6 protein-coding genes are annotated in these 14,687 nt (G+C 71.3%); all 6 read left to right on the forward strand.

Going from position 1 to position 14,687, the window contains the following annotated elements; translation table 11 throughout:
* Positions 1-36: 36 nt before the first annotated feature.
* The 6 genes from ACPWUT_RS00820 (at position 37) to ACPWUT_RS00845 (ending at position 14,675) form a co-directional block, all read left to right on the forward strand.
* Entirely contained in the window at positions 37-573 is a 537-nt protein-coding gene (locus tag ACPWUT_RS00820; RefSeq protein WP_284528585.1) for a DUF1697 domain-containing protein, read from the forward strand.
* A 63-nt stretch (positions 574-636) separates the two neighbouring features.
* On the forward strand, positions 637-2,691 hold the full coding sequence (recQ, locus tag ACPWUT_RS00825; protein WP_425839619.1) for a DNA helicase RecQ: 2,055 nt from the start codon (positions 637-639) through the stop codon (positions 2,689-2,691).
* A 194-nt stretch (positions 2,692-2,885) separates the two neighbouring features.
* Complete coding sequence (locus ACPWUT_RS00830) at positions 2,886-4,991, forward strand: acyl-CoA dehydrogenase (RefSeq protein WP_425839622.1); 2,106 nt, start codon at positions 2,886-2,888, stop codon at positions 4,989-4,991.
* Between the two features lie 228 nt (positions 4,992-5,219).
* On the forward strand, positions 5,220-5,792 hold the full coding sequence (locus tag ACPWUT_RS00835) for a DNA-3-methyladenine glycosylase I (RefSeq protein ID WP_284528588.1): 573 nt from the start codon (positions 5,220-5,222) through the stop codon (positions 5,790-5,792).
* Positions 5,793-5,971: 179 nt separating this feature from the next.
* On the forward strand, positions 5,972-8,323 hold the full coding sequence (locus ACPWUT_RS00840) for an ATP-binding cassette domain-containing protein (protein WP_425839626.1): 2,352 nt from the start codon (positions 5,972-5,974) through the stop codon (positions 8,321-8,323).
* A gap of 256 nt (positions 8,324-8,579) precedes the next feature.
* Positions 8,580-14,675, forward strand: coding sequence for an Ig-like domain-containing protein (locus ACPWUT_RS00845; RefSeq protein WP_425839629.1), 6,096 nt, complete (start codon positions 8,580-8,582; stop codon positions 14,673-14,675).
* Positions 14,676-14,687: the final 12 nt, after the last annotated feature.

Raw genomic sequence — 14,687 nt, forward strand, 5'->3', positions numbered from 1 at the left:
CGTGCGCGAGCGGTGGCGGACGGGCATGATGGGGCGATGGCCACTTTCCTCGCGTTCCTGCGCGCCATCAACCTCGGCAGGACGCGAGTGTTCCCCAAGGGCGACATCCAGCGGGTCGTCGCCGAGGCCGGCTTCGAGAACGTCGAGACGCACATCAACACCGGCAACGTGCGGTTCGACTCGCGGATGCGGTCGCGCGCCAAGATCGAGGCGACGCTGGAGCAGGCGTTCGCCCGCGACCGCGGGTTCGAGGTGCCCACGATCGTCTTCTCCACGGCGGAGTTCACCGAGATCGGCCGGCACGCCGACGAGCTCGCGGCCGCCCATCCCGGGCTCGCCCGTCACTACGTCTACCTCCTGAAGGACGAGCTCGACGCCGCCGCGCACGAGGCGGTGACGGCGGCCGCCACCGAGAAGGGCGAGATGATCGTGCGGGGCCGCGGTGCGCACGCCCTGCTGCGCCCGGGCTACCAGAACGGGCAGGTCGATCCGCTGGGTGCGGCCAAACGGCTGGGTGTGGCGACGAACCGCAACGTCACGGTCATCCGCACCCTCGTCGACAAGTGGTGCTGACGGCATCCCCCGGGCGACGCCCCGAGGCCCGCACTGTCGGACGGCGCGGCTATCGTTGTCCGGGTGAGTGACGGCGGCTGGAGCGACGACCCCTACGCCGACCTGGTGTGGGATCCCGACGAGCAGGCACCCCCGCCCGACCCCGATGCGCCGCTGCCGCCCGATCCCGCGTACGACGGCTATGCCGGAGCCCTCGCCCGCGCCACCCGCGCCGGGTCGGGGCCGGCGACCGCCGGGCGGAGCGCGGCCCCGGTGGCGGTGCAGCAGGCAGCCGTCCTCTCGCTGGAGCGGCGCGACCACACCGGCGCCGATCCGCGCGCCGTGCTCAAGGAGGTCTTCGGCTACGACGACTTCCGCGGCGACCAGGCCGACATCGTGGCGCAGGTCGTCGGCGGCGGCGACGCCGTCGTGCTCATGCCCACCGGCGGCGGCAAGTCGATCACCTATCAGGTGCCCGCTCTCGTGCGGCCGGGCACGGGACTGGTCATCAGCCCGCTCATCGCCCTCATGCACGACCAGGTCGATGCGCTGATCGCCAACGGCGTGCGCGCCGCCTTCCTCAACTCCACCCAGTCCCCGGGCGAGCGCGCGGGCGTGGAGCGCGCGTTCCTCGACGGCGAGCTCGACCTGCTCTACGTCGCTCCGGAGCGCCTCAGCGTGCCCGCGACCACGGCGCTGCTCCAGCGCGGGCGGCTGAGCGTCATCGCGATCGACGAGGCGCACTGCGTGAGCCAATGGGGCCACGACTTCCGTCCCGACTACCTGGCGCTCGGCGACCTCGCGGACCGCTTCCCGGGCGTGCCCCGCATGGCCCTCACCGCCACCGCCACCCGCGCCACCCACGCCGAGCTCACCGAGCGGCTGTCGCTGTCGACCGCGAAGCACTTCGTCGCGAGCTTCGACCGCCCGAACATCCAGTACCGCATCGAGCCGAAGGTCGATCCCCGGCGGCAGCTGCTCCAGTTCATCCGGCGCTTCGACGGCGACGGTGCGGCCGGGGCGGGCATCGTCTACGCGCTCAGCCGCAAGTCTGTCGAGCAGACCGCCGACTACCTGCGCGGGCAGGGTGTCGACGCGCTGCCCTATCACGCGGGCCTTCCCGCCGAGGTGCGCGCCGCGAACCAGTCGCGCTTCCTGCGCGACGACGGCGTCGTCATGGTCGCCACGATCGCCTTCGGCATGGGGATCGACAAGCCCGACGTCCGCTTCGTCGCGCACATCGACCTGCCGAAGTCGGTCGAGGGCTACTACCAGGAGACCGGTCGTGCCGGCCGTGACGGCGAGCCGGCGATCGCCTGGATGGTCTACGGGCTCGGCGACGTGGTGCAGCAGCGCCGCCTGATCGATCAGTCTCCCGGCGACCGCACGTTCAAGATGCGCCTCGGGCAGCACCTCGACGCGATGCTCGCCCTCTGCGAGACGGTGGCGTGCCGCCGTCAGAACCTGCTCGGCTATTTCGGCCAGGAGTCGGGTCCGTGCGGCAACTGCGACACCTGCCTCGAGGCGCCCGACACGTGGGAGGGTCTCATCCCCGCGCAGAAGCTCCTCTCGACGATCGTCCGCCTGCAGCGCGAGCGCGGTCAGGCGTTCGGCGCCGGCCATCTCATCGACATCCTCCGGGGCGGATCGACCGAGCGGATCGCCCAGCAGGGACATGACAAGCTCGCGACCTACGGCATCGGCGCCGACCTGTCGGATCAGGACTGGCGCTCGGTGGTCCGTCAGCTGCTGGCTCGCGGCATCCTCGTCGCGCAGGGGGAGTACGGCACGCTCGCGCCGGGGCCGGATGCGGCCGCCGTGCTCCGCGGCGAGCAGTCCGTCCCGCTGCGACGCGACGTGCTCGGCCGTGCCACGACCACGCGCGTCCGCAAGGGGAGTGTGCCCGAAGCGGTGGCGGAGGGCGACCGCGACCTGTTCGAGGCGCTCCGCGCCTGGCGCGCGGAGCAGGCGCGGGAGCAGGGCGTGCCCGCGTACATCGTGTTCGGCGACGCGACCCTGCGTGCCCTGGCCGACAAGCGTCCTCGCACCGCCGACGACCTGAGCGGCATCACGGGGATCGGTGCGAAGAAGCGCGAGGCCTACGGCGACGCGGTCCTCGCCGTGATCGCCTCGGCCTGACGGCATCCGTCCTCGGTCCATTCACCGGCCGTGGAACTGAGTCCCACACAGCGCGGGTGTGGGTTTCACACAATCGGCATCGGCCGGGTCGGGGACCGGCGTTGTGCGAGTCGTCCAACGCAGTTGGCCGGGCCTTGTGGACCTCCTACCGTCGACAGTGACCTTTTCTGTCCGCCGACGCCGAGAGGTACGCGATGACCGACGCCGCCGTCCGTCCCACCAAGCCCGCCACCAACACGCGCACGCCCGCCGGGGGCGCGCCCACCGCCGCGCACTCGGCGGCCGAGGCGCACGAGCCGCGCATCGACGTGGCCGCGGTGGAGAACGCGCTCCTCGGCACGTGGGCCGAGACCCGCCGCAGCGCGCGCGAGCTGATCAAGGACCCGGTCTTCTGGCGGATCGACGGCCAGCCGATGGCCGACCACCGCGAGCGCGTGCTCAGTCAGCTGCACCTTCTGGTCGACAACGACGGATCCCGCCGCGCGTTCCCCGCCGAGTACGGCGGGCTCGACGACAACGGCGCCAACCTCGCGGGCTTCATGGAGCTCGTCCTCGCCGATCCGAGCCTGCAGATCAAGTCGGGTGTGCAGTGGGGGCTGTTCGGCTCGGCCATCTACCAGCTGGGCACGAAGGTCCACCACGACCGCTGGCTGCGGGACGTCATCAGCCTCGAGCTGCCCGGGGCGTTCGCCATGACCGAGACCGGCCACGGATCCGACGTCGCCGCCATCGGCACGACCGCCACCTACGATCCCGCCACCGAGGAGTTCGTCATCCACACGCCCTTCCGCGGCGCGTGGAAGGACTACCTGGGCAACGCCGCCCTGCACGGCAAGGCCGCGACGGTGTTCGCGCAGCTGATCACCGGCGGCGTGAACTACGGCGTCCACTGCTTCTTCGTCCCCCTGCGGGATGAGACCGGCGCATTCCTCCCGGGGATCGGCGGCGAGGACGACGGCGTGAAGGGCGGGCTGAACGGGATCGACAACGGTCGTCTCCACTTCGACCACGTGCGCGTCCCGCGCGAGAACCTCCTCAACCGCTACGGCGACGTCGCCCCGGACGGCACGTACTCGAGCGAGATCCCGACGCCCGGCCGCCGCTTCTTCACGATGCTCGGCGCGCTCGTGCAGGGCCGCGTGTCGCTCGACGGTGCCGCGACCACGGGCACCGCCCTCGCCCTCCACATCGCGGTCACCTACGCCAACCAGCGCCGCCAGTTCGACTCCGGGTCGGGATCCGACGAGGTCGTGCTGCTGGACTACGGCAAGCACCAGCGCCGCCTGCTGCCGCGGCTCGCCCAGGTGTACGCCCAGTTCTTCGCGAACGACGAGCTGCTGCGGAAGTTCGACGGCGTCTTCGGCGGCACCGCCGACACCCCCGAGGAGCGCGAGGACCTCGAGACCCTCGCCGCCGCGCTGAAGCCGCTGTCGACCTGGAACGCGCTCGACACGATCCAGGAGTGCCGCGAGGCCTGCGGCGGTGCCGGCTTCCTCGCCGAGAACCGTCTCGTCGGCCTCCACCAGGACCTCGACGTGTACGTCACGTTCGAGGGCGACAACAACGTCCTCCTCCAGCTGGTGGGCAAGCGCCTGCTGTCGGACTACGCCCGTCAGTTCAAGGGCGCGGATGCCGCGAAGCTCGCCGGGTTCGCCGCCCGCCAGACCGCCGGCAAGCTGTTCCACGGAGCAGGTCTCCGCCAGCTCGGCCAGACCGTGGCCGACTTCGGCTCGACCGCCCGCTCGGTGGAGCTCGGCCTGCGCGCCGACCAGCAGCACGACCTGCTCGCCGGACGCGTCGAGCAGATGGTGTCCGACATCGCCGCGCGCCTGCGTCCCGCCGCCAAGGCCTCGCCGGCCGAGGCCGCCGTCATCTTCAACGCCAACCAGTCGGAGCTCATCGAGGCGGCGCGCGCGCACGGGGAGCTCCTGCAGTGGGAGGCGCTGACCGACGGCGTGAACCGCATCGAGGACGAGGGCACGCGCCAGGTGCTGACCTGGCTGCGCGACCTGTTCGGCCTGAGCCTCATCGAGAAGCACCTCGCCTGGCACCTGATCAACGGCAGGCTGTCCACCCAGCGCGCCGCCGCGGTCACCCGCTACATCGACCGCCTGTGCCTCCGGCTGCGGCCCCACGCGCAGGATCTGGTCGATGCGTTCGGCTTCGCCCCCGAGCACGTGCGCGCGCCCATCGCCTCCGGCGCCGAGCAGGCGCGTCAGGACGAGGCGCGCGCCCACTACGCGGCGCTCGCGGCCTCGGGCGAGGCCCCGGTGTCGGAGAAGTCGCTGAAGAAGAAGTAGGACGCGCGCGGGCAGCGCCGGGACGCGACGTGCCGTTGGTCACGGAGCGGTAACGATCGCGGTGCGGATGTACGTCGGCGGCCGTCCGCGGACACTTCACGGTGAAGGCAGTGCGCTGCCGGGCGCCCGTTCGGCTTCGAGGCGCCGGTGGCGGCCTTCACGGGGGACCGTCTCGGGTGGGCGGTCCCCCATCTTCGTGCTGTCGTCGACCCTCGCTACCCTGACGGGGTGACGCACGACCTCCGCACCGGCCCCGACGGCATCGACCGCTGCGCGTGGGTCGGTGACGACCCCGAGTACCGCCGGTACCACGACGAGGAGTGGGGGCGGCCGCTGCACGGCGACCGTCCGCTGTTCGAGAAGATGAGCCTCGAGGGGTTCCAGGCCGGGCTCAGCTGGATCACGATCCTGCGCAAGCGGCCCCGGTTCCGCGAGGTGTTCGCCGGGTTCGAGCCGGCCGTGGTGGCCGCCTTCACGGCCGACGACGTCGAGCGCCTCATGCAGGACGTCGGCATCATCCGCAACCGCGCCAAGATCGAGGCGACGATCTCCAACGCGCGCCTGGCGCTGGCGATGGCGCCGGGAGAGCTCGATGCGCTGATGTGGTCGTTCGCGCCCGCGACGCACGAGCGGCCGCGGAGCTTCGCCGAGGTGCCGGCGACGACCGCGGAGTCCGACGCGATGTCGAAGGCGCTGCGCAAGGCCGGCTTCCGCTTCGTCGGTTCGACGACGATGTACGCGCTCATGCAGTCCGCGGGGATGGTCGACGACCACGTCGTGGGGTGTCACCGCGCGGGGTGAGCGCCGCCGGCGCCGCGAGCTTGCCCGCGGCGCCGCGAGCTTGCCCCCGGCGCCGCGAGCTTGCCGGCAAGCTCGGCGCGCACGGGGCAAGGTCGGCGCGGGCGGGGCAAGCTCGGGGTGTGTCCGGGGTCGGTGCCAGGCTGTAAGGTCACACCGACCCGACGACCAGGACGGATGCCATGCCCACCACCGCGCACCCCGCCGACAGCCACGACCGCATCCGGGTCGTCGGCGCCCGCGAGAACAACCTCCAGGGCATCGACGTCGAGATCCCCAAGCGGAGGCTCACGGTCTTCACCGGCGTCAGCGGATCGGGCAAGTCGTCGCTCGTGTTCGGCACGATCGCCAACGAGTCCCAGCGCCTCATCAACGAGACCTACCCCACCTTCGTCCAGCAGTTCATGGGTCAGCTCAGCCGACCCGAGGTCGATGCGCTCGAGAACGTGAGCCCGGCCATCATCGTCGACCAGGAGCGGATGGGGGCCAACGCGCGCTCGACCGTGGGGACCGCGACCGACGTGCACGCGATGCTGCGCCTGTTGTTCAGCCGTCTGGGCCAGCCGCACGTCGGATCGCCGCAGGCGTTCTCGTTCAACGTGCCGTCGGTCTCAGGGGCGGGCGCGGTGACCATCGCGGTCGGCAAGGACAAGGGCAAGAAGGAGCGGCGCTCGTTCGAGATCACCGGCGGCATGTGCCCGCGATGCGAGGGTCTCGGTGAGACGAGCGAGGTCGACGTGGACGAGGTCGTCGACCGCTCGCTCTCCCTCAACGGCGGCGCGATCCGGGTGCCCGGCTACAGCGCCGACGGCTGGATGGTGCGCATCTTCGCGGAGTCGGGCTTCGTCGACGGCGACAAGCCCATCGCCGAGTACACCGAGCAGGAGCTGCACGACTTCCTCTACCGGGACCAGACGAAGGTCCGCGTCGCGAACACCAACATGACCTACGAGGGGCTCATCCCCAAGATCACGAAGTCGATGCTGCAGAAGGACCGGGAGTCGCTGCAGCCGCACGTGCGCGCCTTCGTCGAGCGCGCGGTCAAGTTCCTGCCGTGCCCGGACTGCGGCGGCACCCGCCTGAACGAGGGGGCCCGCTCCTCGCGCATCGCGGGCAAGAACATCGCCGAGGTCGCCGCGATGCAGATCACCGACCTCGCCGACTGGCTCGCCACCGTCGACGCCCCCGAGGTCGCACCGCTGATGGCGGGGCTCCGGCAGACGGTCGCCTCCTTCATCGACATCGGCCTCGGCTACCTCTCCCTCGACCGCTCCAGCGGCACGCTCTCGGGCGGCGAGGCGCAGCGCACCAAGATGATCCGCCACCTCGGGTCGAGCCTCACCGACGTCACCTACGTCTTCGACGAGCCGACGGCGGGACTCCACCCCCACGACATCCAGCGGATGAACGCCCTGCTCGGGCACCTGCGCGACAAGGGCAACACGGTGCTGGTCGTCGAGCACAAGCCGGAGGTCATCGAGATCGCCGATCACGTGGTGGACCTCGGACCGGGGGCCGGACGCAACGGCGGACGCATCATGTTCGAGGGCGACGTCGCGGGCCTGCGCGCATCGGACACGCTGACCGGCCGCCACCTCGATCACCGGGCTTCGCTCAAGCCCGCGACGCGGACCGCGACCTCGCACCTGCAGATCCGCGGGGCCACCCAGCACAACCTCAAGAGCGTCGACGTCGACATCCCGCTCGGCATCCTCACCGTCGTCACCGGTGTCGCCGGGTCGGGCAAATCCTCGCTCATCCACGGCAACGTCCCCGCCTTCGACGACGTCGTGGTGGTCGACCAGGCGCCGATCAAGGGATCGCGCCGCAGCAGCCCGGCAACGTACACCGGCATCCTCGACGCCATCCGCTCCGCGTTCGCCAAGGCGAACGGCGTCAAGCCCGGTCTGTTCAGCGCGAACTCCGAGGGAGCGTGCCCGGCCTGCAAGGGTCTCGGCGTCATCATCACGAACCTCGGCTTCACGCAGAGCGTCGAGACGCGCTGCGAGCTGTGCGAGGGCAGCGGCTTCAGCGACGACGTGCTCGAGTACACCCTGGAGGGCAGGAACATCGCGGAGGTGCTGGCGATGTCGGCCTCGGAGGCGGCGGAGTTCCTGCCCAAGAGCCCGGCGCACGCCACACTCGCGCGCATGGTCGACGTCGGGCTCGGCTACATCACGCTCGGCCAGGCCCTCAGCACCCTGTCGGGCGGTGAGCGCCAGCGACTGAAGCTCGCGATCTCGATGGCGAAGAAGGGCGCGGTGTACGTGCTCGACGAGCCGACCACCGGCCTGCACCTGGCCGACGTCGACAACCTCCTGAGCCTGCTCGACCGTCTGGTCGAGGCGGGCAACTCGGTGATCGTCATCGAGCACCATCAGGCGGTCATGGCGCACGCGGACTGGATCATCGACATCGGCCCCGGTGCCGGCCACGACGGCGGCACCGTGGTCTTCGAGGGGACCCCGGCCGACCTGGTCGCGGCGGGCTCGACCCTGACCGCTCAGCACCTGGCCGCGTACGTCGGCTCCTGACGCGCGAACCGACACGTTGCCGCCGAGCCGACACGCCCCGACCGCACGCGAGGTGTCGGCTCGGCAAGAGCGTGTCGGCTCGGCAGAGGACGCCTCGCAGACGGGCCGTGAAAAATGGGGAGTTCTCCCCTGCCTCCGGGCTCGGTGCATCGCGATCGCTGACGTAGGCTGACTCTGTCCGCCAACAGTGAGCGACTGATTCAGCGATCAGTTCCCGACGCCACGCCGAAGAACAGCCCGGGGGGAGCCGAGCCCGATGAAGTCCTTCGCGTGGCTTCGCGCGCGTCCGCGCACGCTCGCATCCGTCGGTGTCGTGGGCGCCGTCGCGGTGACCCTCGGCACCCTCGCGTTCGTCTACGAGGGCAATCCCACCACCGAGGTCGACCTCCACGACGGCGGCGTGTGGGTGACCAAGCAGTCGAGCATGCTCGTCGGTCACTTCAACCACGAGTCGCGCGTGCTCGACGGCGGGCTGCGGACGGCCACGGCGACCTACGACGTGCTCCAGTCCGGATCGCGCGTGCTGGTCGTCGACGAGACGACGGTCACGGCCGTCGACCCGGCGCGGGTCACCCTCGGCGGCAGCACCGACCTGCCGGCGGGTGCGCGGGTCGCCCTCGGCTCGGGATCGGTCGCCATCCTCGGCCCGGGCGGCCAGCTCTGGTCCACCGACTTCTCCGCCGTCTCCTCGTTCGCCCCCGAGACCGTGGATCCGATCGCGGAGCTCGGCGACGGCGCCGTCACGGCCGTCGCCACGGACGGGACCGTGTATGCGGCCTCGGCCGAGAAGGCCTCGCTGCTCGCCTTCGGCGACGCCGGCGACGGCACGGTCACCGTGTCGGGAGAACGCGAGCTCGAGGGTGTCGAGAAGGATCACACCCTCCAGCTGACCGCCGTGGGCCACGTGGCGTTCGCGCTGGACGCCGACACCGGCACGCTCTACGGCAGCGACGGCACCCGGGTCGAGGTGCCCGCCGACGCGGTGCTCCAGCAGGCCTCCGACGCGACCGACGCCGTCACGCTCGCGACCCCGACGTCGCTCCTGCGGGTGCCGCTCGGCGGCGGTGAGCCCACGACGGTCGAAGTCGACGCCGCCGAGGGCACCGCGGCCCAGCCGGTGTTCGTCGCAGGCTGCGCCTACGGCGCATGGTCGGGCACGGGGCAGTTCGTGCGCGACTGCCCGGGCGAGGCCGACGACCTCACCGAGACGATCTCCGGCCTCGACGAGACGAGCGTCCTGCAGTTCCGCGTGAACCGCGACGTCGTCGTGCTCAACGACGTCTTCGGCGGTGCGGCGTGGATGGCCAGCGACAGCATGCAGCGCGTCGACAACTGGCAGGACATCACCCCGCCCGAGGGCGAGGGCGAGGAAGAGGAGGAGACCACCGAGGAATCGGTGCAGACCACCCTCCCCGAGCGCACCGAGGACAACACGGCGCCGATCGCCAACGACGACCAGTACGGCGTGCGGCCGGGCCGCACCACCGTGCTCCCGGTGCTCGAGAACGACACGGACGCCGACGGCGACGTGCTCGTCGCGTCGGTCGAGCGCGAGCCGTCGTTCGGGACGATCGAGCCGATTCACAACGGCGCGGCCCTCCAGATCACCGTTCCCGAGGACGCCTCGGGGTCGACGACGTTCACGTACGAGGTCGACGACGGACGGCAGGGCACCGACACGGCGTCGGTGACCGTCACGGTGCGGCCGCTGGATCAGAACTCCCCGCCCGTGCAGCGCCGCAAGACCTCGGTGCCGGTCGAGACGGGCGGCACCGCGTCGTACAACGTGCTGTCGGACTGGATCGATCCCGACGGCGACGACATCTTCCTGCTCGCCGTCACCCCCGACGGCGGCGACGAGGCCGACTTCACCTCGGACGGGCAGATCACCTACCGGGCGATCGGCGGGGTGCAGGGCCGCAAGGAGGTGCCCGTCTCCGTCTCGGACGGCACCGACACCGGAACGGGCGTCGCCGTCTACGACATCCGCCCCCTCGGGACGACGCAGCCGATCACCAACGCCGACCACGTCGTGGTGCGCGCGGGGCAGTCGATCACCGTCACGCCGCTGGCCAACGACACCAGCTCGGGCAGCGAGCCGCTGCGCCTGACGCGCGTCGACGAGGTCGAGGACGCCCGGATCGTCGCCGACTTCCCCGACAAGACCTTCACCTTCACCTCGACGAAGGTGGGGACGCACTACGTGCAGTACCTCGTCTCGGCGGGCCCGAACTCGGTGCCCGGTCTCGTGCGCGTGGACGTGCTCCCCGACGAGGAGAACGACCTCCCGCCGGTCGCCGTCCGCGACATCGCGCTCCTGCCCCAGGGCGGCGACGTGCTCGTCAACGTGCTGGGCAACGACTCCGACCCCGGCGGGGGCATCCTCGTCGTGCAGTCGGTGAGCGTGGAGCCCGGCAGCGGCGTGGCCGCGGCCGTCCTCGGCCATGAGACGGTGCGCATCACCGACCAGAGCGGTCTGGATGGTCAGGTGCGCGTCGCGTACACCATCTCCAACGGCGTGGCCTCCGCCACCGGGGAGATCGTCGTCATCCCCGTGCCGGCGCCATCTCGGCTGCGGCCGCCGGTCGCCGAGCCCGACCAGGCGGTCGTGCGCGTGGGCGATGTCGTCACGATCCCCGTGCTCGACAACGACTACCACCCCAACGGCGACACCATCCACGTCGCCGACGAGCTCGTCGAGACGGTCGACCCGGAGGACGGCGAGGCCTTCGTGGCCGAGGACACCGTCCGCTTCCGTGCGGGGACCGAGGCCAAGACCGTCAACCTGACCTACGACGCGGTGGACTCGACGGGGCAGCGCGACGCCGGCTTCGTCCGCATCCAGATCCTCCCGATGAACGAGGACGGCAACGCGGCGCCGCGCCCGCGGGATCTCACGGCGCGCGTGCTCGGCGGGTCCAAGGTGGAGATCCCGGTGCCGCTGGACGGCATCGACGAGGACGGCGACTCCGTCGAGCTCGTCGGTCTCGCCTCCGCGCCCGCCAAGGGACGCATCGTGGAGACGAAGGTCGCCTCGTTCGTCTACGAGGCCTTCGAGGAGTCGATCGGCGTCGACACCTTCACGTACCGGGTGCGCGACCGCCTCGGCAAGGAGGCCACCGCCACCGTGCAGCTGGGGATCGCACCGGTCGCTTCGGCCAACCAGGCCCCCTACGCGGTCCGCGACGCCGTCATCATGCGGCCCGGGCGCCAGGTCGCCCTGCCGGTGCTCGACAACGACTCCGACCCGGACGGCGACCAGTTCGGCTTCGCCGCGAACGCCGTCGAGCTGCCCGAGGGCGTCTCGGGGCTCGACGCGGAGGTCTCGGGCCGCTACCTGCTGATCACCGCGCCCGACGAGCCGATGCAGACGAGCGTGAACTACACGATCGCCGACGAGCGCGGCCTGGAGGCCACCACCTCGGTGCAGATCACCGTCGACCCCGACGTGCCGCTCCTCCCGCCGATCGCGCGCGACGACCGCGTCCTGGCCGAGGACGTCACCGAGCAGGGCACGGCCGACATCGCGGTGCTCGAGAACGACGACGACCCCGACGGCACCCGCAGTGCGCTCGAGGTGACTCTGGGCACCGGCGGCGGATCGGCGCAGGTGCGTGCCGACGGCATCGTGCGCGTGACGCTCACCGACGAGCCGCAGCTGATCACCTACACCGTGACCGACGTCGACGATCAGTCGGCATCCGCCTTCCTCCGCGTGCCGTCGCTGGATGCGCTGCCGCCGAGCCTCCTCTCGACCGAGGCCCTCGTGGTGGACAGCGGCGAGACCGTCGAGCTCCCTCTGGCCGAGTACGTCACCGCGGCGGGCGGCAAGAAGGTCGTCATCACCGAGGCCGGAAAGGCCAAGGCCGCCCATTCCAACGGCGCCTCGCTCGTGAAGGACCAGACGACGCTCGTCTACACGTCGAAGGACCGCTACTTCGGCGCGGACGCCCTCACCTTCGAGGTGACGGACGGCACGGGTCCCGACGATCCCGACGGCCGCAAGGCCACGCTGACGATCCCGATCACCGTCCTTCCTCCCGAGAACCAGCCGCCGACGTTCGTGGGCGCCTCGCTCTCGGTGGCGCCCGGCGAGGACGCGGCGCGGCTGAACCTGCGCGAGCTCGTCACCGACCCCGATCCCGGCGACGAGGAGAACATCACCTTCGACCTCGCGAACGGTGCGCCGGCGGGTGTGCGGGCGACGATCGACGGCGGCTCGCTGCTGGTGGCCGCCGACGCCGATGTGGCCAAGGGGACGACGTTCTCGCTCCAGCTCCGTGCGACGGACGGGCAGACGACGCCCGTCGAGGCCGCCGTCACCGTGACGGTGACCGCTTCCACGCGCGAGCTCGCGAACGCGAACGACGACATCGTCGCCCAGGCCGACCAGGGCGTGATGGTGTCGGTGCCGGTGCTGAACAACGACGTGAACCCGTTCCCCGACACCCCGCTGAAGGTGGTCGGCGTCGAGCAGGAGTCCGGGCAGTTCCAGTCCGTCCAGGTGAACGGCGACCGCATCGAGGTCACGAGCGCTTCCGACTTCGTCGGCACGCTGGTGGCGCGCTACACGGTCGAGGACAAGACGCAGGATGCGGACCGCCGCGTGGAGGGTCGCGTCCGCGTCACCGTCCAGGGCCGCCCCGACGCTCCCGGCAAGCCCACCGTCACCGCGGTGGAGAGCCGCACCGTCGTTCTCTCCTGGACGCCGCCCATCGACAACGGGCGCCCCATCACCGGCTACACGGTGACCTCGGTCGCGGGTGGGTACTCCAAGGCGTGCCCGTCCACGACCTGCACCCTCGACGGGCTGACGAACAACGTCGAGTACAACTTCGTCGTCACGGCCACCAATAGCGTGGGCACCTCCGACCCTTCGGTGCCGTCCGAGACCGCGCGCCCCGACCAGCGTCCCGACCAGCCCAACCCGCCCACGCTCGCCTTCGGCGACCGCAGCCTCGACGTCTCGTGGACGGTGCCGCGCACCGAGGGCTCGCCGGTGGAGAGCTACACGCTCGAGATCTCCCCCGCCCCGCCCTCCGGGGTCACCCAGAAGACCGGCGTGACGCAGACCCGCATCACGTGGGACGGACTGGAGAACGGCGTCGCCTACCAGGTGCGCGTCCGCGCGCACAACCGCGCCCCCGAGCCGTCGGACTTCAGCGGCTGGTCGGCGACGGAGATCCCCGCCCGCCAGCCCGACGCGCCCGCCGCGCCGACGACCGAGCGGATCGACTCGGTCGGCTCGCAGAGCCAGATGCGGGTGTCGTGGAACCAGCCGGCCAACAACGGCGACGCGATCGCCGGGTACCAGCTGCGGGTCCTGCAGGGGTCCTCGGTGGTGCGCACGATCGACGTGGCCGCCGGTCAGACGAGCCAGGCCGTGACGGTGGACAACTCGACCAGTTCCTACACGTTCAGCGTGCGCGCCTCCAACAAGGCGGGCTGGGGCGAATGGAGCCCCGCCTCGGCGCCGCGTCAGGCCGCGGGCACGCCGTCCGCGCCGACCGCGGTCGCCGCCACCGAGGGCGACAACCGCGTCGGCGTCACGTGGACCGCGGGATCGCTCAACGGCGCGAACGCGAGCCAGGTGGCCTACCAGTACTCGGTGAACAACGGCGGCTGGCGCGGCGACTGGGTCGCCGGCGGGAACGGCGGCTCGGGGACGATCGGCAACGGGCAGGTCGACAACAACGGCACCTACTCGATCCGCGTGCGCGCCGTGTCCACCGTCGAGGGGGTCACGAACGAGGGCGACCCGTCGGCGGCGTCGAACCAGGTCCGCCCCTACGGGCAGATCGGCAACCCGACGGCCCGGGCGACCGCGAACGGCACGACCATCACGATGACCTGGTCGTCGCCGGCGCGCAACGGCCGCGACGTCACGACGGAGATCCGCACGGGCGACGGCCGCGGGTGGCGGACCGTGTCGGCCAGCGGCACCGAGAGCTACAACGTCGGCTACAGCACCACGCGCACGATCGACGTCCGCACGAGTGCCGCGGGCAGCACGACCACCACGGCTTCCGACTCTGCCCGGACGCAGGATGCGCCGCCGCCGCCGTCTCCGCGGGTGTGGGTCACGAAGGGCAGCGGCGGGCCGCAGGCGTGCGCGAACGGCTGCTACTACTTCCGGGTCAACACGGAGAACTTCCCCGGCGGGAGCTACCGCGTGGACTGCTACACGTCGAGTTCGAACAAGTTCAACTCGTACGACGGGCCGTTCAACATCCCCTCGAACGGGTCGGTGCAGCTGCAGTGCTGGCACGGCTCCGATGACGTCGACGTGTGGGTCGACATCAAGGGCTGGGGCGGCGCGGTCGACACCGAGAAGCGATTCTGGGCTCGATAGTCCGCACGAGAA

The organism is Microbacterium sp. PA5, from assembly GCF_049860775.1.
Taxonomy (GTDB): Bacteria; Actinomycetota; Actinomycetes; order Actinomycetales; family Microbacteriaceae; genus Microbacterium.